General features: G+C 70.8%; 18 protein-coding genes and 1 tRNA gene. 5 read left to right on the top strand and 14 right to left on the bottom strand.

Annotation, left to right across the window (positions count from 1 at the left end; translation table 11 throughout):
• Positions 1–70: 70 nt before the first annotated feature.
• Positions 71–152: transfer RNA gene (locus tag ACFPZI_RS05430), tRNA-Tyr, on the bottom strand.
• 242 nt (positions 153–394) lie between these two features.
• Between ACFPZI_RS05430 and ACFPZI_RS05425 the strand changes: the two genes are divergently transcribed.
• The gene (locus tag ACFPZI_RS05425; protein WP_381358897.1) at positions 395–883 is read left to right on the top strand and encodes a YajQ family cyclic di-GMP-binding protein; all 489 of its coding nucleotides are present in this window, start codon (positions 395–397) and stop codon (positions 881–883) included.
• A 125-nt stretch (positions 884–1008) separates the two neighbouring features.
• Here the strand turns inward: ACFPZI_RS05425 and ACFPZI_RS05420 are convergent, their stop codons facing one another.
• Positions 1009–1275: a GlsB/YeaQ/YmgE family stress response membrane protein gene (locus ACFPZI_RS05420; RefSeq protein ID WP_381358895.1), complete on the bottom strand. Its 267-nt coding sequence runs from the start codon at positions 1273–1275 to the stop codon at positions 1009–1011.
• A gap of 140 nt (positions 1276–1415) precedes the next feature.
• Here ACFPZI_RS05420 and ACFPZI_RS05415 point away from each other — a divergent pair, with 140 nt between their 5' ends.
• Positions 1416–2666 (top strand): APC family permease, encoded by a 1251-nt coding sequence (locus ACFPZI_RS05415; protein ID WP_381358893.1) that lies wholly within the window; start codon positions 1416–1418, stop codon positions 2664–2666.
• A 247-nt stretch (positions 2667–2913) separates the two neighbouring features.
• Here the strand turns inward: ACFPZI_RS05415 and ACFPZI_RS05410 are convergent, their stop codons facing one another.
• The 12 genes from ACFPZI_RS05410 to ACFPZI_RS05355 all read right to left on the bottom strand — a co-directional run bounded on the left by ACFPZI_RS05410 (position 2914) and on the right by ACFPZI_RS05355 (position 14934).
• Entirely contained in the window at positions 2914–3306 is a 393-nt protein-coding gene (locus tag ACFPZI_RS05410; RefSeq protein WP_381358890.1) for a YccF domain-containing protein, read from the bottom strand.
• Positions 3303–4166: a zinc metalloprotease HtpX gene (gene htpX / locus ACFPZI_RS05405; RefSeq protein ID WP_381358887.1), complete on the bottom strand. Its 864-nt coding sequence runs from the start codon at positions 4164–4166 to the stop codon at positions 3303–3305. The genes ACFPZI_RS05410 and htpX overlap by 4 nt, the downstream gene beginning before the upstream one ends.
• 318 nt (positions 4167–4484) lie before the next feature.
• A complete protein-coding gene (locus ACFPZI_RS05400) occupies positions 4485–5984 on the bottom strand; it encodes an NADH-quinone oxidoreductase subunit N (RefSeq protein ID WP_381358884.1) in 1500 nt (499 codons plus the stop codon).
• Positions 5981–7609 (bottom strand): complex I subunit 4 family protein, encoded by a 1629-nt coding sequence (locus tag ACFPZI_RS05395; protein WP_381358881.1) that lies wholly within the window; start codon positions 7607–7609, stop codon positions 5981–5983. The genes ACFPZI_RS05400 and ACFPZI_RS05395 overlap by 4 nt, the downstream gene beginning before the upstream one ends.
• A gap of 6 nt (positions 7610–7615) precedes the next feature.
• Positions 7616–9610 carry an NADH-quinone oxidoreductase subunit 5 family protein gene (locus tag ACFPZI_RS05390; protein ID WP_381358879.1) on the bottom strand — a complete coding sequence of 665 codons (1995 nt, stop codon included), beginning with the start codon at positions 9608–9610 and terminating at the stop codon, positions 7616–7618.
• On the bottom strand, positions 9607–10065 hold the full coding sequence (nuoK, locus tag ACFPZI_RS05385; RefSeq protein WP_381358877.1) for an NADH-quinone oxidoreductase subunit NuoK: 459 nt from the start codon (positions 10063–10065) through the stop codon (positions 9607–9609). Before nuoK ends, ACFPZI_RS05390 begins: the two co-directional genes overlap by 4 nt.
• Positions 10065–10784 (bottom strand): NADH-quinone oxidoreductase subunit J family protein, encoded by a 720-nt coding sequence (locus ACFPZI_RS05380; protein ID WP_381358874.1) that lies wholly within the window; start codon positions 10782–10784, stop codon positions 10065–10067. The genes nuoK and ACFPZI_RS05380 overlap by 1 nt, the downstream gene beginning before the upstream one ends.
• Positions 10781–11353, bottom strand: a complete 573-nt coding sequence (locus tag ACFPZI_RS05375) for a NuoI/complex I 23 kDa subunit family protein (protein ID WP_381358872.1) — start codon at positions 11351–11353, stop codon at positions 10781–10783. The genes ACFPZI_RS05380 and ACFPZI_RS05375 overlap by 4 nt, the downstream gene beginning before the upstream one ends.
• A gap of 2 nt (positions 11354–11355) precedes the next feature.
• The gene (locus ACFPZI_RS05370) at positions 11356–12324 is read right to left on the bottom strand and encodes a complex I subunit 1/NuoH family protein (RefSeq protein ID WP_381358871.1); all 969 of its coding nucleotides are present in this window, start codon (positions 12322–12324) and stop codon (positions 11356–11358) included.
• A complete protein-coding gene (locus tag ACFPZI_RS05365; RefSeq protein WP_381358869.1) occupies positions 12321–13820 on the bottom strand; it encodes an NADH-quinone oxidoreductase subunit C in 1500 nt (499 codons plus the stop codon). The genes ACFPZI_RS05370 and ACFPZI_RS05365 overlap by 4 nt, the downstream gene beginning before the upstream one ends.
• Entirely contained in the window at positions 13817–14524 is a 708-nt protein-coding gene (locus ACFPZI_RS05360) for an NADH-quinone oxidoreductase subunit B (RefSeq protein WP_381358866.1), read from the bottom strand. Before ACFPZI_RS05360 ends, ACFPZI_RS05365 begins: the two co-directional genes overlap by 4 nt.
• On the bottom strand, positions 14515–14934 hold the full coding sequence (locus ACFPZI_RS05355) for an NADH-quinone oxidoreductase subunit A (protein ID WP_381359512.1): 420 nt from the start codon (positions 14932–14934) through the stop codon (positions 14515–14517). The genes ACFPZI_RS05360 and ACFPZI_RS05355 overlap by 10 nt, the downstream gene beginning before the upstream one ends.
• Positions 14935–15185: 251 nt before the next feature.
• Here ACFPZI_RS05355 and ACFPZI_RS05350 point away from each other — a divergent pair, with 251 nt between their 5' ends.
• The 3 genes from ACFPZI_RS05350 to ACFPZI_RS05340 all read left to right on the top strand — a co-directional run bounded on the left by ACFPZI_RS05350 (position 15186) and on the right by ACFPZI_RS05340 (position 19046).
• Positions 15186–16409 carry a sensor histidine kinase gene (locus tag ACFPZI_RS05350; RefSeq protein WP_381358863.1) on the top strand — a complete coding sequence of 408 codons (1224 nt, stop codon included), beginning with the start codon at positions 15186–15188 and terminating at the stop codon, positions 16407–16409.
• A gap of 235 nt (positions 16410–16644) precedes the next feature.
• On the top strand, positions 16645–18030 hold the full coding sequence (locus ACFPZI_RS05345; RefSeq protein ID WP_381358860.1) for a sensor histidine kinase: 1386 nt from the start codon (positions 16645–16647) through the stop codon (positions 18028–18030).
• A gap of 344 nt (positions 18031–18374) precedes the next feature.
• The gene (locus tag ACFPZI_RS05340) at positions 18375–19046 is read left to right on the top strand and encodes a LuxR C-terminal-related transcriptional regulator (RefSeq protein WP_381358858.1); all 672 of its coding nucleotides are present in this window, start codon (positions 18375–18377) and stop codon (positions 19044–19046) included.
• Positions 19047–19281: the final 235 nt, after the last annotated feature.

Genomic DNA, 19281 nt, shown 5'->3' with positions numbered 1-19281 from the left:
AGCGTGGCCCGTCAACGCCGAAAGGGTCTGCGGTCAGCATTTCTGCTGGTCACAGACCCTTTCGGTCTTGTGGCGGCGCCAGGATTCGAACCTGGGAAGGCTGAGCCGGCAGATTTACAGTCTGCTCCCTTTGGCCGCTCGGGCACACCGCCAAGGTCGCTGCCCCCGAACCGCCTTGTGGCGGTGCTCCGTGGCAACGACGTAAACGATACCTGATGGGGAGGGGTGGTTCGCCACCCGATTGATCGCCACCCGGGGACCCCGGGGTGGCTAGGCTTGTACGGATGCGGCCCGGGACCGATGCCGGGCTCGACGGCCGCCCACATACGCCGGTAGCCGGTACGCATCCGGCTCCCAGTCCCATACCCAACCCCGATACAAGGAGCCACAGGACATGGCCGACTCCAGTTTCGACATCGTCTCGAAGGTCGAGCGGCAGGAGGTCGACAACGCCCTCAACCAGACCGCCAAGGAGATCTCGCAGCGCTACGACTTCAAGGGCGTAGGTGCCTCGATCTCATGGTCCGGGGAGAAGATCCTCCTGGAGGCCAACTCCGAGGACCGGGTGAAGGCTGTCCTCGATGTCTTCCAGTCCAAGCTGATCAAGCGTGGCATCTCGTTGAAGTCCCTGGACGCCGGGGAGCCGCAGCTCTCCGGCAAGGAGTACAAGATCTTCGCGTCGATCCAGGAGGGTATCTCCCAGGAGAACGCGAAGAAGGTGGCGAAGCTCATCCGGGACGAGGGCCCCAAGGCCGTGAAGGCCCAGGTTCAGGGTGAGGAACTCCGGGTCTCCTCCAAGAGCCGTGACGACCTGCAGGCCGTCATCTCCCTGCTCAAGGGCCAGGACTTCGACTTCGCCCTGCAGTTCGTGAACTACCGCTAGGTCCGGGCGGAGAACGAAGCCGCGTGCGCCTCGGGCATCGCGTGTATGCGTGTATGCGGGAGGGTGGGTGTCTCCGGGCACCCACCCTGCTCGGCTGTCGGCTGTTTCCCGAGATGCCGGTGGCGTCAGTTGCGTGAGTGGCCGAAGAGGAGTCGGTAGGCGATCAGGAGGACCAGGGAGCCGCCTATCGCGGCGGCCCAGGTGGCGCCGTCGTAGAAGTCCTTGGTGATCGGGTGGTCGAGCCAACGGGCCGAAACCCAGCCGCCGATGAATGCTCCGGCGACGCCGATGAGGGTCGTCCCGATGAAGCCGCCCGGGTCGCGGCCCGGCAGCAGGAACTTCGCGATCGCTCCGGCCAGCAGTCCCAGAATGATCCAGCTAATGATCGTCATGCCCTGTCCCTGCCCTCTCGTGCCCTGCTCTCACCTGCCCCGGCGGTGATTCCGGGCCCGGTATTCCGTTCATGCCGTGCTGGGGTGGAGGACGGCTTGTGTACGTGCGACGGTTCCCGCGATCAGTAGGGTGCGGCCTCATGACAGCCCACTCCGGTTCCGAACTGCGCCGCACGCTCGGCGTGGGAGACGCCGTCGTCATCGGTCTCGGCTCCATGGTGGGGGCCGGGATCTTCGCCGCTCTGGCGCCCGCGGCGCAGGCGGCCGGCTCCGGGCTGCTCCTCGGGCTCGCGGTCGCCGCCGTGGTCGCCTACTGCAACGCCACGTCATCAGCACGGCTGGCCGTGCTGTATCCCGAATCGGGCGGCACCTACGTCTACGGGCGGGAGCGGCTCGGCGAGTTCTGGGGGTTCCTCGCGGGCTGGGCGTTCGTGGTCGGGAAGACCACCTCCTGCGCGGCGATGGCGCTCACCGTCGGCGCGTACCTCTGGCCGGGGCAGGCCAACGCCGTGGCGGTCGCCGCTGTCGTGGCGCTGACCGCGGTGAACTACGGCGGCGTGCAGAAGTCCGCGTGGCTGACGCGGGTGATCGTGGCCGTGGTCCTCGCCGTCCTCGCTTCCGTGGTGGTCGTGTGCCTGACCTCGGGGCAGGCCGACGCAGGGCGCCTCTCCTTCGCGGCACCGGGCGGCGCGGGTGGCGTGCTCCAGGCGGCCGGTCTGCTGTTCTTCGCCTTCGCCGGGTACGCACGGATCGCGACCCTCGGCGAGGAGGTACGGGATCCGGCGCGCACCGTCCCGCGCGCGATCCCGCTGGCGTTGGGTATCGCGCTGGTCGTGTACGTGGCTGTCGCGGTCGCCGTCCTTTCGGTGTTGGGGGCACAGGGGCTGGGTGACTCGGGCGCGCCGCTGGCCGACGCGGTGCGGTCGGCCGGGGTTCCGGAAATGACACCGGTGGTACGGGTGGGGGCGGCCGCGGCCGCGCTGGGTTCGTTGCTCGCTCTGATCCTGGGTGTCTCGCGGACGACGCTGGCCATGGCCCGGGACCGGCATCTGCCGGGCGCACTGGCCGCCGTCCATCCCCGGTTCCAGGTACCGCACCGGGCGGAGCTGGCCGTGGGAGCGGTGGTCGCCGTCCTGGCCGCCACGGTGGATGTACGGGGCGCGATCGGGTTCTCCTCCTTCGGGGTGCTGGCGTACTACGCGGTGGCCAACGCGTCGGCCTGGACGCTTCGGCCGGGACCGGTGGCGCGGGTACTGCCGGCGGTCGGGCTCGCCGGGTGTCTGGTGCTGGCGTTCTCGCTGCCGGGAATGTCCGTGGCCGTCGGCGCGGGGGTGCTGGCGGTGGGTGCGGCCGCTTACGGGGTACGGCGGTGGAGGGCTGCCGGGCGGTAGACCGTCCCGGGTCCGGGCGGGCCGGGGGCCGGCAGGGCAGCTCCATGGCGGGGCAGGAACAGGTGGCGTTCCGGGTGGGGCCCGGCCTTCTGGGTCACCCGGGACTTGGCCACCACCAAGTGTCAGCGAATGCTCACAATCAGTCATGAATCCATGATGCACGCCGCCGCTGACAGTCGTGGAAGCCTGTGGAAAACCCTCGTCGGCACGCTTGCGGGCTGTGGAAAACCGAGTCGAACCGGCGGGACTAGCGGGACGCGAACGGCTGGTCGGTGCGTACGATCTCGCGGCCCATCGGGAACAACGAGACCGGGATCAGCTTGAAGTTGGCGATGCCGAGCGGGATGCCGATGACCGTCACGCACAGGGCGAGGCCGGTGACGATGTGGCCGATGGCCAGCCACCAGCCCGCGAGGACCACCCACAGCACGTTGCCGACGCAGGAGGCGGCACCCGCGTCCCTGCGCTTGACCGCCGTGTACCCGAACGGCCACAGGGCATAGACGCCGATCCGGAAGGCGGCGATGCCGAAAGGAATACCGATGATCGTGATGCACAACAGGACGCCGGCGAGCAGGTAGGCGAGGAACAGCCAGAAGCCGCTCAGAACGAGCCATATGACGTTCAGGATGGTCTTCACTGCGTTCGACCTGCCATCTTCTCGAGTCGAGCAATGCGTTCCGCCATGGGCGGGTGGGTCGAGAACATCTTCGCGAACCCCTGGCCCGGACGGAACGGGTTCGCGATCATCATGTGGCTGGCGGTCTCGATGCGGGGCTCGGGGGGCAGGGGAAGCTGCTTGGTGCCCGTTTCCAGCTTACGCAGGGCGCTTGCCAGGGCGAGAGGGTCGCCGGTCAGCTGAGCGCCGGAGGCATCGGCCTCGTACTCGCGGGAGCGGCTGATGGCCAGCTTGATGAGGGAGGCGGCGAGCGGGCCCAGAATCATGATCAGCAGCATGCCGAGGATGCCGGGGCCGTCGTCGTCGCTGGAACGGCCGACCGGGATCAGCCAGGCGAAGTTGACCAGGAACATGATCACGGAGGCGAGGGCGCCGGCGACCGAGGAGATCAGGATGTCCCGGTTGTAGACATGGCTGAGCTCATGGCCGATGACGCCGCGCAGTTCACGCTCGTCGAGCAGGCGCAGGATGCCTTCGGTACAGCACACGGCGGCGTTGCGCGGGTTGCGGCCGGTGGCGAAGGCGTTGGGCGCCTCGGTCGGGGAGATGTACAGGCGGGGCATGGGCTGGCGGGCCTGGGTGGAGAGTTCGCGGACCATGCGGTACAGGCCGGGGGCCTCGAACTCGCTCACGGGGCGGGCCCGCATCGCGCGCAGGGCGAGCTTGTCGCTGTTCCAGTACGCGTACGCGTTGGTGCCCAGCGCGATCACGACAGCGACAACGAGGCCCATACGGCCGAAGAAGCTGCCGATGACGATGATGAGTGCGGACAGTCCCCCGAGGAGGACCGCCGTCCTGAGCCCGTTGTGCCGGCGGTGCACGGTACGCCCTCCAAATCGTGCGGCGGGGGGACCCTTGTCTGCCGATCTTCCTTCTGACCTGCGATGGCCCCGGGTGCTTTGGCCTCACGTCCAGTGGACCCTCCCGTATTCGTCAACGCCGGACGGGCGGCACAGGTTCCCTGGGGCGCGTGGGGGCGCGTGCAAACCGTCCGGGTGACGGCCGCCCTGGGCACCGTGCCGGCCGTGCCCCGTCCGGTGGCCGAAAAGCGCGGCCGGTGGATGAGGGCAGGGGTGCCGGAGGCCCGGAAGGCCTCGGGGCCTTGGAGTGTCGGGTGCCGGCGTGCCCCGGGGGGCGGATCAGAAGAGCCCGGTGTCGGTGAAGCGCAGGATCAGTTGTGGTGCGCCGGACAGGGCGATGCCGAGGACTCCGGTGAGGGCGATCGCGGCGGTGAGCGGGACCGGGACGCGGTGCACGGCCGGTTCGCCGTCGGGGGCACGGAACAGCAGGGCCGTCCAGCGGAGGTAGTACACCAGCGCGATGACGACGTTGACGGCCATGACGACGGCGAGCCAGCCGAGTCCGGCATCGACGGCCGCGGAGAAGACGGTGACCTTGGCGAAGAGGCCGATGATGCCGGGCGGGAGTCCGGCGAGACACAGCAGGAAGAAGGCCAGGAGCAGGGCGGTGAGCGGGTTGGAGGCGTACAGGCCGCGGTAGTCGGAGACCCGGTTGAGGAACTTCGTACGGCCTACCAGGGCGGCGACGGCGAAGGCGCCGAGGTTCACCGCGCCGTACATGAGGGCGTAGGCGAGGGTGGAGCCGATCGACTTCTCGGCGTCGCCGGAGTAAGCGGCGGCGGCGATCGGCACCAGGAGGTAGCCGGCCTGGCCGACGGAGGACCAGGCCAGGAGGCGTACCGCGCTGTACGCGCGCGTGGCCTGCTGTCCGAGGGCGCCGACGTTGCCGACGGTCATGGTGAGGGCGGCGAGCGCGGCGAGGGCCGGGCCCCAGACCTCGGCGTACGACGGGAGGGCGACGACGGTGACGAGGATCAGGCCGGTGAAGCCGACCGCCTTGCCGATGACCGACAGGTAGGCGGCGATCGGCAGAGGGGCACCCACGTAGGTGTCGGGCACCCAGAAGTGGAAGGGGACGGCGGCCGTCTTGAAGGCGAAGCCGACGAGGGTGAGGACGACGCCGGTCTGGGCGAGGGTGTGGAGCTGTCCGTCGACGGTCTGGACGCGTTCGGCCACCAGGGTGAGGTGGAGGGTCCCGGTGGCGGCGTAGACGAAGCTGATGCCGAGGAGGCTGACCGCGGTGGCGGTGACCGAGGACAGGAAGAACTTCAGCGCCGCTTCGGACGACTTCCGGTCACCGTGTCTGAGGCCGACCAGGGCGAAGGCGGGCAGGGAGGCGACCTCCAGGGCGACGACGAGGGTCGCGAGGTCGCGGGAGGCGGGCAGGAGAGCGGCGCCCGCGGCGGAGGACAGGAGCAGGAACCAGTACTCGCCCTCGGGAAGCCGCTTGTCGGCGTCCTTGAGGGCGGTGACCGACAGGAGGGCGGTCAGGAGCGCGCCGCCGAGCACCAGGAACTGGATGACGAGGGTGAACCGGTCGGCGGTGTAGCTGCACACTCCGGGGTCGCCGACCAGGCAGAACGTGCTGCGGTCGGCGTCGAGGAGGGGCAGCAGCATGAGCGTGGCGGCGGCGAGTCCGGTCACCGCGAGCCAGCCGAGCACGGGCTTTCTGGCGTCGCCCACGAACAGGTCGGCGACGAGGACGGCGAGTCCCACCGCGGCCGCGATGACGGGCGGCGCGATGGCCAGCCAGTCGACGGACTGGACGAGGGAGCTCATCGGGTGCCTCCTGTGAGGAGCTGCTGCACGGCCGGGTCGGTCAGTCCGATCAGGGCCCCGGGCCACAGTCCGGCGACGACGGTGAGGACGACGAGCGGGGTCCAGGCCGCGAACTCGTAGCCGCGGACGTCGGTGAGCGCGGGGGCCTGTTCCGGCAGGGCGCCCATGCAGACCCTGCGGACCACGACGAGCAGGTACGCGGCGGTCAGCAGGGTGCCGAAGGCTCCGATCGACATGAAGACGAGGAAGGCGGGGCGGCTGAGCCCGGCGGCGGGGTCGAACGCGCCGAAGAGGGCGAGCATTTCTCCCCAGAACCCGGCGAGGCCGGGCAGGCCGAGGGAGGCGACGGCGGCGAAGGCGAGCAGTCCGCCGAGACGCGGCGCCCTGCCGTAGAGGGCGGCGCCGGTCTGGACTCGATCCGGTGCGGCGGAGCCGCTCGTTGAGGGGCGGTGGTCGGGCCACGGACGGGACAGGGTGTCGAGGTCGACGGTGCCGGTGCGGTCCTTGAGGGCGCCGACGAGGAAGAAGAGCAGGCCGGTGATGAGGCCGTGGGCGATGTTGGCGAAGAGGGCGCCGTTGACGCCGGTCGGGGTCATGGTGGCGATGCCGAGGAGGACGAAGCCCATGTGGCCGACGGAGGAGTAGGCGATGAGGCGTTTGAGGTCGCCCTTCGCGCCTTCCCTGGCGAGGGCGAGGCAGGCGAGGGATCCGTAGATGATGCCGACGACGGCGAAGGCGGCGAGGTAGGGCGCGAACGTGCGGAAGCCGTCGGGTGCGGCGGGGAGCAGGATCCGCACGAACCCGTACGTGCCCATCTTCAGCAGGACGCCGGCCAGCAGGACGGAGCCGACGGTCGGGGCGGCGGTGTGGGCGTCGGGCAGCCAGCTGTGCAGCGGCCACATCGGGGTCTTGACCGCGAGTCCGATCCCGATCGCCAATACGGCGATGACCTGCACGGATACGGTCAGTGACCGGCCGTTGTCAGTGGCGAGTGCCACCATGTCGAATGTGCCCGCCTTGATTCCGATCAGGAGCAGGCCGAGCAGCATGACCACGGAGCCGAGCAGCGTGTAGAGGATGAACTTCCAGGCGGCCTCGGCCCGGCCCTCGCCGCCCCAGCGGGCGATGAGGAAGTACATCGGCATCAGGACCATCTCGAAGGCGAGGAAGAACAGGATCAGGTCGAGGACGGCGAAGGCCGCGAGGGTGCCGGACTCAAGGACGAGCAGCAGGGCGACGAATGCCTTCGGGGACGGGCCCGCGGGCGGTTTGAAGTACGTGTAGAGCGCGCTGAGGAAGGTCAGCAGTGCGGTCAGGACCAGAAGGGGGAGGGAGATGCCGTCGGTGCCGAGATGGATCCGCACGTCGAGTGCGGGGATCCAGCTGATGTCGGTCGTGGCCTGCATCGTCGACGGCTGGTCGTGGTCGAAGCCGAGCGCGAGGACGATCGCCGCGATGAGGACGACGCCGGTGACGGTCATGCCGTGCCGGAGCACGGCCTGGTCGGGTGACTTTCCCTTGAGTCCCGGCGGGGCCGGGAGGAGAGCGGCGGCGGCTCCCAGGAGCGGGCCGACAACGAGGAACGCCAGAAGGAACTGCATCACGGACTCGCTGATATCGATCACGTCTGGTCACGCTCCCGTGGCGGCGAGGACGACGGCGACCGCGAGGACGACGGTGCCGGCGAGCAGCGCGCTCACATAGGTCTGCAGATTGCCGGTCTGGGCACGTCGTACGGCGGTGCCGAGCCACCGGGGCAGCGTTCCCGCACCGCGTACGTATGTGTCGACGACCTCACGGTCGAGGAACCGGACCAGACCGGCCGCGGACTGGACGGGCCGGACGAAGAGGGCCGTGTACACGGCGTCGAGGTGGAAGCCGACGGCCGCGTGGCGGTGCAGGGGGCCGAGCAGCAGCCGCCCGGGGTCCGACGGGTCGGGTGCGTACGCGATGTCCCCGTAGACGGGCTCGTGACTGGCGATCGCCTCTGCCTCGACCTGTCCGGCGTCGCGCTCCGGGTGGGCGGCGACAGCGCCGAGGGGGAAGCGGGCGGCGTGGGCAGTGGTGTGCCGCCAGGTGGTGTAGGTGACGATGCCGCCGACCAGGGCCACGCCGGTACCGAGCACCGAGGTGGTGAGGGTCGGGGTGAGGTCGTGACCGTCGAACCAGTCGGGCAGCACGCGGAAGGCGAGGCCGCCCAGTGCGAGGGAGGGGATCGCGAGCACCCACAGCACGACGGTCATGGTGAGGGGCTGCCTGCCGTGGTCGGGGACCTCGGTGCCGTGTCCCCGGAAGGCCAGCAGCCACAGCCGCGTCGCGTACGCGGCGGTGAGCAGGGCGGTGACCAGGCCGGCGAGGAGGACGATCCAGCCCGCTGCGGCGGGGGCCTGCCCGTGGTGGCCGGTGACGACGTGCTCGGCGGCTCCGAGGACGGCCTCCTTGGAGAAGAAGCCGCTGAACGGCGGGATCGCGGCCAGCGCGAGGAGCGCCACGGTCATCGTCCAGTAGGCGTCGGGGACGCGGTCGCGCAGGTGGCTCATGCGGGACATGGCGGCCAGTGAGTTGGTGCCGGTGGCGTGGATGATCACGCCGGCGGCGAGGAACAGCAGCGCCTTGAAGGCGCCGTGGGACAGGAGGTGGAAGACGGCGGCTCCGCGTTCGCCGACGGCGAGGGCGCCGGTCATGTAGCCGAGCTGGCCGATCGTCGAGTAGGCGAGGACGCGTTTGATGTCGTCCTGGGCGAGCGCGGCGAGCGCCGAGCCGGCCATGGTGACGGCGGCCATGACGGCGAGGACGGTCATCGCGGCCTGGGAGGCCGCGAAGAGCGGGAGGAGACGGGCGACGAAGTAGACACCGGCGGCGACCATCGTCGCGGCGTGGATCAGCGCGGAGACGGGAGTCGGGCCCGCCATCGCGTCGGGGAGCCAGGTGTGCAGCGGGAACTGCGCCGACTTGCCCGCCACGCCCGCCAGAAGGAGCAGGGCGATCAGGGTGGGGTGCTCGATACCGCCGTTCGCGACGGCGTCGAGGACGTGTGTGATCCGGAAGGAGCCTGCCTCGCCGGCGATGGCGAACAGGCCGATGAGGAAGGGGACGTCGCCGAGCTTGGTGACCAGGAAGGCCTTGAGGGAGGCGGCGCGGGCCTCGGGGGTCTCCCAGTAGTGGCCGACGAGGAAGTAGGAGCAGATGCCCATGACTTCCCAGCCGACCAACAGCACCATCAGGTCGCCGGAGTAGACGACGAGGAGCATCGCGGAGGTGAACAGGGAGACGAGGGCCGCGTAGGAGGGGTAGCGCGGGTCGTCGCGGAGGTAACCCATCGAGTAGATCTGCACGCAGGTGGCGACGACACCGACGACCACGGCGGTGAGGGCGGCGAAGCCGTCGATGTGCAGGGCGAGTTCGATGGGGATGGAACCGGTGGGGGTGAGCTCGGTGGCGGCGTCGACGGCCCGGCCGCCGCCCTGGCGCATGGCGACCACGACGGCCAGTGCGAGGGCGGTGAGCGTGGGCAGGACGGCGAGCGGGCGGGCGAACCCCGGAGCCGTTCGGCCCAGGAGCAGTCCGGCGATCGCGCCGAGGAACGGAAGGAGGAGGACGAGGACGGCGAGGGTGGTCGTGGTCACGCGGTGGCCTCAGCCTTCGTGACGGCCGCCCGGGTCGTGGGGGCGTCGGCGTCGCTGTCGGATACGGGGCCGCCCGGCCCGCCGGGACTGCCCGCGCCGTCGGGGCCGTCGGGGTCGTCGGGGTCGTCGGGGTCGTGGCCCTCGGCGGTGTCGCGGAGCTTGTCGATGTCCGCGGTGCCGCGGTTGCGGTGGACGGCGAGGACGATCGCCAGACCGATGCCGATCTCGGCAGCAGCGATGGCGATGGTGAACAGGGCGAGGGCCTGACCGGAGTGCAGGGTCTCCTCGGCGGTCTTACTGAGCCAGACGTCGAAGGCGACCAGGTTGAGGTTGACGGCGTTGAGCATCAGCTCGACCGACATCAGGACCAGGATCGCGTTGCGGCGGGCGAGGACTCCGTACAGGCCGGTGCAGAAGAGGAGGGCGGACAGCACGACGGGATAGGCGAGGTGCATCAGCGGTTCCCTTCCGCGTCGCGGCGGCGGGCAGTCGACGCGCGGGCCGGTCCAGGGGCTGGTCCCGAGGGCGATCCATTGGTGGCTCCGGCGGCCGTTTCCCGTGCCCCGGTTTCCCGTGCCCCGGCGGCCGTCTTCGCCCTGCGGGAGAGGACGATCGCGCCGACGAGGGCGGCCAGGAGGAGGACGGAGAGGGCCTCGAAGGGGAGGACCCAGTGCTGGAAGAGGCTGGCGCCGGTCACGTCGGGGGAGCCGGCGGGCGGGCCGCCCAGGTCGATCCAGGTCGTGCGGAAGGCGTCGACGACGACCCAGACCAGGGCGACGGCCGCGGTGACGGCCACGGCGAGGGCGACCCAGCGGTTGCCGGAGTCGGCGTCCGGGGAGCGGCCGATGGGCGCTCTGGTGAGCATCAGACCGAACAGGAGCAGGACAACGACCGAACCCACGTAGATCAGGACCTGCACCCAGGCGATGAACTCGGCGGTGAGCAAGAGGTATTCGACGGCGAGCCCACCGAGGGCCACCACCAGCCACAGAGCGGCGTGCACCAGCTGCCTGGTGGTGACGGTGACGACGGCGGCACCGAAGGTGACCAGGCCGACGAGGAGGAAGGCGATCTCCACACCGGTCGGGGAGAGGAAGCCCTGCGCCTCGGCGGTGGTGGTGACGGTGGCGGTCGTGGCGTGCGCGACCGTGCCGGCGGCTGCGGCGGGGGTCACGGCTCCTCCCCCTTCGGGTCTGCCTGCGGGTCGGGCTGGGTGGCGGCCAGTTTGTCGGCTGTCTTGCGGGCGGCGGCGAGTTCCTTCGGTTCCTCGGCGGCGGGGTCGAGGGCCGGCGGGGCCGGGACCGTCCACATCCACTCGCGGAGCTTGTCGCGTTCGTGGGTGAGTTCGCGGATGTCGGTCTCGGCGTACTCGAACTCGGGTGACCAGAACAGGGCGTCGAAAGGACAGACCTCGATGCAGATACCGCAGTACATGCACAGGGAGAAGTCGATGGCGAACCGGTCGAGGACGTTGCGGCTGCGATCACGGCCGCCGGGCGTCGCCGCCGGGACGGTCTCCTTGTGGGAGTCGATGTAGATGCACCAGTCCGGGCACTCGCGGGCGCACAGCATGCAGACCGTGCAGTTCTCCTCGAACAGGCCGATCACCCCTCGGGTGCGGGGTGCGAGGTCGGGCTGGGTGTCCGGGTACTGGGCGGTGACGGATTTCTTCGTCATCGTCCGCAGGGTGACGGCCAGGCCCTTGGCCAGGCCGGAGCCGGGGAAGCCAGGAAGAGGAGGCATGGCTAGGAGATCACCACCTTGACGACGCCGGTGAGGGCGATCTGGGCGAGGGCGAGGGGAACAAGGAAGGTCCAGGACAGTTTCTGCAGCTGGTCCTCGCGCAGACGGGGATAGCTGACGCGGAGCCAGATGACGACGAAGGCGAGGACCGCGGTCTTCAGCAGGGTCCAGACCCAGCCGAGGCCGTCGGCGCCCCACGGACCGTGCCAGCCGCCCAGGAAGAGGACGGTGGTCAGGCCGCACAGGACGACGATCCCGGCGTACTCGGCGAGGAGGAAGAGCGCGAACCGCAGGCCGGTGTACTCGGTGTACGCACCGAAGATGATCTCCGAGTCGGCGACGGGCATGTCGAAGGGCGGCCGCTGGAGTTCGGCGAGGCCGGCGACGAAGAAGATGATCGCGCCGACGATCTGCCAGGGCAGCCACCACCACTCGAACGCGTCGAGGATGCCGACGAGCGAGACGGTGCCGGCCGCCATCGCCACCGAGGCGGCGGTGAGCAGCATCGGCAGTTCATAGGCGAGGAGCTGAGCGGCGGTGCGCAGGCCGCCGAGGAGGGAGAACTTGTTGGCGGAGGCCCACCCGGCCATCAGCGAGCCGAGGACGCCTACGCCCATCACCGCGAGCACGAAGAACACGCCTGCGTCCAGCACCTGTCCGACGGCGCCCTCGCCCGGCCCGATCGGGATGGCGAGCAGGACAAGGAGATACGGCAGGAGGGCGACGGCGGGGGCGAGTTGGAAGACGCGGCGGTCGGCACCGGCCGGGACCACGTCCTCCTTCTGCGCGAACTTCACGCCGTCAGCGACGAGCTGGGCCCAGCCGTGGAAGCCGCCCGCGTACATCGGGCCCAGGCGGCCCTGCATGTGCGCCATCACCTTGTGCTCGGTCTGACCGACGATCAGGGGGAAGGTGAGGAAGACGACGAAAACGATCAGAAGTCGCAGGGCGACGTCGAGTACGTCGTTCACCGCGGGCCTCCTGAGGGGGTGTCGGGGGCCGCGGGCCCCGCGGAGCCCGACTCCGGGTTGGGGTACGGGTCCGGGGCGGACTCGGGTTCAGCCGGTGCTTCGGCCTCGGGCTCGGATTCGCTTGTCGCGTCGGGCTCGGCCTCGGACTCGGATTCGCCTGCCGCGCCGGGCCCGGGCTCGGATTCGCCTGCCTCGTCGGGCTCGGGTTCGGCGTGGGCCGGGCGGGCGTTGTGCCAGGGGGCGTCCGGACTGCGCGGTGCGGTGGAGGGCTTGGTGCCCGATGCTCCGGTCCGGTCCGGCGCCTCCGTCTCTTTTGACGCCCCGGTCGTGTCCGGCGGCGTGGTCGGGCGGCTTGCGGAGCCTTCCGACGCGCTGCGTGCCCGGCGGGGGCCCCGTTCATCGGTGGGCTTCGACGGTGACGCCTGGGGGCGTTGGCTCGCGGAGCCTTCGGATGCGCTTCGGGTGCGGCGTCCGATGGCCGGCGCTTCGGGCGCGTCGGTGCCGGGACCGGCAGCAGAGCCGACAGTGCCCTCCGCGGCCTTCTCCGTCTTCCCGGACGCGGCTGCCGTCGACTGCTCGCGCTGGGATGCCGAGCCCTCGCTCGCGCTCCGGGCACGGCGCGTCCGGGGTGTGGTCGACGGGGGTGTCCCGGGCTGTGCCGCGGTGTCGGCGGCCGGGGGCTCGGGGGCGGGCGCGACCTGTTGGCTCGCGGAGCCCTCGGCCGCCGTGCGGTTCCGGCGCGGCGGCGGTGCGGGACGGCCCTCGCCCTCCGTCCCCGCGGGGGCCGACTGGCTCGCGGAGCCCTCCGCCGCCGTACGGGTTCGGCGCAGCGGACGGTCGCCGGGTACTCGTCCTGCGGCGGGTCCGGGACCGGTGCCGGTGGCCGCCCTGCCCGCGCCCCGGGCCGGACGGGACGGGGCCGGGGGAAGCCGGCCCTTCAGGGGGCCCCACTCATTGGGGTCGGGAACCCCCGGGGGAAGCATCTGGCGGCGCTTGGGGCCGCCGTGTTCGGACTCGCCGGGTTCCTTGGCGCCGGGCCAGGCCTTGGCAACGCGGGCGGCGAGGACGAAGTCCTTGCGCAGGGGGTGGCCCTCGAAGGTGTCCGGCAGGAGCAGGTGGTCGAGTGCGGGGTGGCCGGTGAAGTCGACGCCGAACATCTCGTACGTCTCGCGCTCGTGCCAGGCGGCCCCCGCGTAGACGCCCACCGCGGAGGGCAGCGCCGGGGCCTCGTGCGGGACGGTCGTACGCAGGAGCAGGCGCCGTACCGGGGAGAGTGCCACGACGTGGGCGGTGACGCGGAAGCCCGTGCCGGGCTCGTCGACCGCGCTCAACCAGTCGAAGTACGTGCAGTCGAGCCGGTCGCGCGCGATCTCCAAGGCTGAGAGCCAGGAGGCGGGCGGGACGTCGACGGTGAGGACGTTGTACGACTCCTCGGCCGCGGCCTCCGTACCGAACAGCTCCTCGGCGTCGGCGGGGAGCCAGCCGACCGCGGTCATCGGTCCTCCCCCCGGCCGGACTGCACCGCACCGGGCTCCCCCGGCGCCGGCGGCTTCACCAACCCGCTCTGCAGCGCCGTCGCCGAAGCACCTCGCCCACCGGACCCGTACCGCTCCCCCAGCGACTCCCGTGCGATCTTCTCCTGGAGCTTCAGGATCCCCTGGAGCAGTGCCTCGGGCCGCGGCGGGCAGCCGGGGACGTAGACGTCGACCGGGATGATCTGGTCGACGCCCTTGGTGACGGAGTAGGAGTCCCAGTACGGGCCTCCGCAGTTGCTGCACGCGCCGAACGAGATGACGTACTTCGGCTCGGGCATCTGCTCGTACAGACGCTTCACCGCGGGTGCCATCTTGTCCGTGACCGTTCCGGAGACAACCATCAGGTCGGCCTGGCGCGGTCCCGGTGCGAAGGGGATGACGCCGAGGCGGATGAAGTCGTGGCGGGCCATCGACGCAGCGATGAACTCGATCGCGCAGCAGGCAAGGCCGAAGTTGAAGACCCAGAGGGAGTAGCGGCGACCCCAGTTGAGGATCACCTTCATCGGCTCGGGGGCGAGCCGGGCGAGCGCGCCGAGCTTTCCGCTGCCTTCGGCGGGGAGCACGACGGGCTCGGGCAGCAGCACCGGTCCGGAATCCGGGCCCGGGACCGAACCCGCGCCCGACGGGGTGGCGGCACCCGGTGAGTGGGTGGGGGTCACGTCCATGTCAGGACGCCCTTCTTGTATGCGTACAGCAGGCCGACGGCGAGGAAGCCGAGGAAGATGAACATCTCCACGAGCGTGGTCGCGCCGTAGCCGTCGGCGGCGAAGACGGTCGCCCAGGGGAAGAGGAAGATCGAGTCGACAGCGAAGATCACGTAGAGGAAGGCGTAGACGTAGTAGCGGACCTGGGTGTGGGCCCAGCCCTCGCCGACGGGGTCGACTCCGCACTCGTACGTCATGAGCTTCTCGGGCGTGGGAACCACCGGCCGCAGCAAGCGGCCCGCACCGAAGGCGAGGGCGACGAACAGCACGCCGACGACGGCGAGCAGTCCGACGACCGAGTACGCCTGGAAGTAGTCTGCCGCCTCGACCTGGTTCGAAGCGATCGCGGCAGTCGGTTCGCTGCCGGTCATGCCGATGCCGGTCATGTCGAAGTCGGCCATGCCGATGCCGGTCGGGTCGAAGCCGGTCGGTTCGACGCCGGTCGATTGCCGCACGTCCGCCCCTCGCTGTTCGACGATCTGTACGCACGGGAGTCTAGGCCCTGATAAGTGCCCCGTAAGCAGCCCGTCACCCCCTGGTACGCGGGGTGGGGATTTCCCCCGTGGATATCAGGGGCCCACCTCATGGCGTGGGCCCCCCGTGGCCGTGCACGCTATGACACATGACCGAGCCCTTCCCTTCTCCCGCCGACCGCCCACCGGCGCGTTTCGCCTACGACCGGCACACCTGGAAGGAGATCGCCCACCTCCTGGCGAACCTTCCGGTGTCGCTGGTGGGCTTCACCTATGTCGTGACCATCCTGCTCCTGGGTCTCGGGCTGACCGTCACGGTGGTCGGGTTCCCGCTGCTCGCGGCCGGTCTGATGGGGACGCGGCTGCTGGGCAGGGGGGAGCGTGCGCGGGCCAGGGCGCTGCTCGGGGTGCGGGTGGAGGAGCCGAGCCGGCTGCCGCTGCACGGTGCCGGAGGGTTCCTGCCGCGGTTGTGGATGGCGCTGAAGGACCCGGTGGGCTGGCGCACGGCACTGTACGAGGTGATACGCCTGCCGTGGGGCATCGTCACCTTCACCGTCACGCTGACCTCGCTGTTCGTGCTGTGGCCGGTGCTGCCGTTCATCGCGCGAGGGCTGGCCAACGCGGACCGGGCGATGGTGCGCGGCCTGCTGTCGCCGTCCGACGAGCTGGAGCGGCGCATAGCCGAGTTGGAGTCCGACCGGGGTGTCGTGGTCGACACGGCCGCGGCGGATCTGCGGCGGATCGAGCGCGACTTGCACGACGGCGCGCAGGCCCGGCTGGTCAACCTGGCCATGGGGCTGGGCCTGGCCAAGGAGAAGCTGCTGGAGGATCCCGACGCGGCGGCGTCGATGGTCGAGGAGGCGCACGGCGAGGTGAAACTGGCGCTGCAGGAGCTGCGGGACCTGGCCCGCGGCATCCATCCCGCGGTGCTGACCGACCGCGGTCTCGACGCCGCCCTGTCGTCGGTCGCCTCGCGCTGCACGGTGCCGGTGAGGGTGACGGTCGATCTCACCGAACGGCCGGCCGCGGCCATCGAGGGCATCGCCTACTTCACCGTCTCCGAGCTGCTGCAGAACGTCAGCAAGCACAGTGCGGCGCGTACGGCCTCGGTCGAGGTGTGGCGTTCGGACGGCCGCCTGCTCATCCAGGTGGAGGACGACGGCCACGGCGGCGCGAGCCTGGACGGCGGTACGGGGATGCGGGGTCTCGCGGACCGGCTGGGCGCGGTCGACGGTCTGTTCGTCGTGGAGTCGCCGGAGGGCGGCCCGACGACGGTGACAGCGGAGCTGCCGTGGCGGGACCGTTCCGGCGCCCTCGCCAAGGACACGCGTACGCCCGCGCCCACGCAGAACTCCGTACGGCCGGCCACGTAACGCGCCCGGCGCCACCGCGCCCGCACGGCCGTCCACCGCGTGTCCGCGCCCGACGCAGCCGCGCCCCACACGGCCGCGCGCGACGCAACCCCGCGCGCACGGCCGTCCGCCCCGGTCGGAGGTAGGGAAAACCCCCCGTCCAAGACTGCGACGTACTCCATGGTCCACCGGCCTGCTGCCGAGGAGTCTGGAGATACGACAGCACAGCCGCCGGACGAGGAGAAGGACGACGCCGATGGCCACCGAGTACGAACAGGGCTACGGGCTCTACAGCACGCCCACCGGGCACTCCGGGAGTACCGGCGGCGCCGGGAGGGCCGGTGAGCGGCGGCACCGGGTGCCGGCCGTGCTGCGGGCACCGGTCGAGGGACGGACCTGGCGCGAGCTGGTGTACGTCCTGCTGAGTCTGCCGATCAGCATTCTGCTCTTCACCTACGCGGTCACGATGGTGTCGCTGGGGGCCGGTCTGCTGGTGACGTTCCTCGGCGTACCGGTGCTGGCCGCCGGGCTCGCCGGATGCCGCGGGTTCGGGGCACTGGAGCGGATGCGGGCGCGGGGGCTGCTGGGCCTGGACGTGGCCGAGCCGGAGCCGCTGCGGATGAAGCGTCAGGGGTTCGTGGCCTGGATGGGGGCGGTGCTGAAGAACGGCGCCTCGTGGCGGTCGCTGCTGTACGCGGTGCTGCACCTGCCGTGGGCAGTGTTCGCCTTCACCGTCGCGGTGACCGTCTGGTCGATCGGCTGGTCGCTGCTGACGTACCCCCTGTGGTTCTGGCTGTTCCCGATGTACGCCGGTCAGGGCGGGATACAGCTGTACGGCGACGGACAGCACCAGATCTATCTGGACAACCCGTTCGAGATCACGGTGACCGCGCTGATCGGACTGCTGTTCACCCTCGCCACGCCGTGGATCGTGCGGGCGCTGACCATGGTGGACCGGCTGCTGGTGCACGGGCTGCTCGGGCCGTCGCGGCTGGCGACGCGGGTGGTCGAGCTGGAGACCGGCCGGGGCGCCGTGGTGGACACCGCGGCGGCGGACCTGCGGCGCATCGAGCGCGATCTGCACGACGGGGCGCAGGCCCGGCTGGTGGCGCTGGCCATGGACCTGGGGCTGGCGAAGGAGAAGCTGAGGGAGGACCCGCAGGCCGCGGCACACATGGTCGACGAGGCACACGGCGAGGTGAAGACGGCCCTGCAGGAGCTGCGGGACCTGGCTCGCGGCATCCACCCGGCCGTGCTGACCGACCGGGGTCTTGACGCGGCACTGTCGTCGGTGGCCTCCCGGTGCGCGGTCCCGGTGCAGGTCGAGGTGGATCTGACGGAGCGCCCGGCGCCGGCGATCGAGGGTATCGCGTACTTCACGGTCTCGGAGCTGCTGCAGAACATCAGCAAGCACGCACGGGCGGCCCGGGCGACCGTGGAGGTGTGGCGGACGGAGAACCGGCTGATGGTGCAGGTCGAGGACGACGGCGTGGGCGGTGCCGACGTGTCCGAGGGTTCCGGGCTCGCCGGTCTCGCGGAGCGGCTGGACGCGGTGGACGGAATCCTGGTGGTCGACTCGCCGGCCGGCGGCCCGACCCGGGTGACGGCGGAGCTGCCCTGGCGGGCGGAGCGGATGCGGTGAGCAGGTGAGCCCGCCGGCGGGTGAGCAAGCCGGCGGTCAGCACATCAGCAGGTCAGCAGGTCAGCAAGCCGGCGGGTGAGCGGATGAGCGGCGGCTGAAGACGCGGAAGCGACCGACAGGTGTGCGGGTACGGGCGGTGGGTCCGTACCCGCACACACTCCTGTGCCAGAAATGCCCCTGCCCCGTACCAGGACATGGCCCTGCGACCGGTGTGTGCCCCGGCCCGCGAAAGCCTCTCTCCTACGCCCCTCCGCATCGCCCGCCGGATGCTGGGATGCTGGTCCCGTCAACCGGGCCCGCCGCATGGGTGGGCGCGGAGGAGGGGTGTGGGGGGCCGAGGAATCATGGAGGACAGAGTGCGCGTGGTCATCGCCGAGGATTCAGTGCTGCTGCGGGAGGGCCTGACACGGCTGCTGACCGACCGGGGGCACGATGTCGTGGCCGGGGTCGGCGACGGCGAAGCACTGATCAAGACGATCACCGAACTGAACGATCAGGGGGAGCTGCCGGACGTCGTGGTGGCCGACGTAAGAATGCCGCCGACGCACACCGACGAGGGGGTGCGGGCCGCCGTTCAGCTGCGCAAGACGCATCCGGGGGTCGGGGTGCTGGTGCTGTCGCAGTACGTGGAGGAGCGCTACGCCACGGAGCTGCTCGCCAGTTCCAGCCGCGGCATCGGCTACCTGCTCAAGGACCGGGTGGCCGATGTACGGGAGTTCGTGGACGCGGTGGTGCGCGTGGCCGAGGGCGGTACGGCGCTGGACCCCGAGGTGGTGGCGCAACTGCTCGGCCGCAGCCGCAAGCAGGACGTTGTCGCGGGACTCACCCCGCGTGAGCGGGAGGTCCTGGGACTGATGGCCGAGGGGCGGACGAACTCGGCGATCGCCCGGCAGCTGGTGGTGAGCGACGGAGCCGTGGAGAAGCACGTCAGCAACATCTTCCTGAAGCTGGGGCTGTCCCCGAGCGACGGAGATCACCGCCGGGTGCTCGCGGTCCTCACCTACCTCAACTCCTGAACCCAAAACCCCGGAACCCCGGAACCCCGGAACCCCGACGCCGACGCCGACGCCGACGGCTGAACCGCCGACGCGCGGGCGGCGTCCTGGAAGGCAAGAGCCGGTGGGTCGGCAACCAGGGGGAATCCGGGCAGGGTGCGGGACACGTCGGTGCTCCGGACGTCGTGCCGATGCCGCGCGGGACAGCGCGAAGTCGTGTCCAAGATACGAATGACCCGAGGAAGGCGACCCTTAC

This window comes from Streptomyces chlorus, assembly GCF_042655885.1.
GTDB classification, from domain to species: Bacteria; Actinomycetota; Actinomycetes; order Streptomycetales; family Streptomycetaceae; genus Streptomyces; species Streptomyces chlorus.
This window is presented reverse-complemented; position numbering and strand designations above follow the sequence as displayed.

What these genes read in the sequence shown, in the direction of transcription:
- ACFPZI_RS05365 (WP_381358869.1), bottom strand. Translation starts at nt 13,820, where the DNA reads ATGACCGCGGTCGGCTGGCTCCCCGCCGACGCCGAGGAGCTGTTCGGT.
- nuoK (WP_381358877.1), bottom strand. Translation starts at nt 10,065, where the DNA reads ATGCACCTCGCCTATCCCGTCGTGCTGTCCGCCCTCCTCTTCTGCACC.
- ACFPZI_RS05355 (WP_381359512.1), bottom strand. Translation starts at nt 14,934, where the DNA reads ATGACCGGCAGCGAACCGACTGCCGCGATCGCTTCGAACCAGGTCGAG.
- ACFPZI_RS05425 (WP_381358897.1), top strand. Translation starts at nt 395, where the DNA reads ATGGCCGACTCCAGTTTCGACATCGTCTCGAAGGTCGAGCGGCAGGAG.
- ACFPZI_RS05415 (WP_381358893.1), top strand. Translation starts at nt 1,416, where the DNA reads ATGACAGCCCACTCCGGTTCCGAACTGCGCCGCACGCTCGGCGTGGGA.
- ACFPZI_RS05360 (WP_381358866.1), bottom strand. Translation starts at nt 14,524, where the DNA reads ATGGACGTGACCCCCACCCACTCACCGGGTGCCGCCACCCCGTCGGGC.
- ACFPZI_RS05400 (WP_381358884.1), bottom strand. Translation starts at nt 5,984, where the DNA reads ATGAGCTCCCTCGTCCAGTCCGTCGACTGGCTGGCCATCGCGCCGCCC.
- ACFPZI_RS05350 (WP_381358863.1), top strand. Translation starts at nt 15,186, where the DNA reads ATGACCGAGCCCTTCCCTTCTCCCGCCGACCGCCCACCGGCGCGTTTC.
- ACFPZI_RS05420 (WP_381358895.1), bottom strand. Translation starts at nt 1,275, where the DNA reads ATGACGATCATTAGCTGGATCATTCTGGGACTGCTGGCCGGAGCGATC.
- ACFPZI_RS05340 (WP_381358858.1), top strand. Translation starts at nt 18,375, where the DNA reads ATGGAGGACAGAGTGCGCGTGGTCATCGCCGAGGATTCAGTGCTGCTG.
- ACFPZI_RS05375 (WP_381358872.1), bottom strand. Translation starts at nt 11,353, where the DNA reads ATGCCTCCTCTTCCTGGCTTCCCCGGCTCCGGCCTGGCCAAGGGCCTG.
- ACFPZI_RS05345 (WP_381358860.1), top strand. Translation starts at nt 16,645, where the DNA reads ATGGCCACCGAGTACGAACAGGGCTACGGGCTCTACAGCACGCCCACC.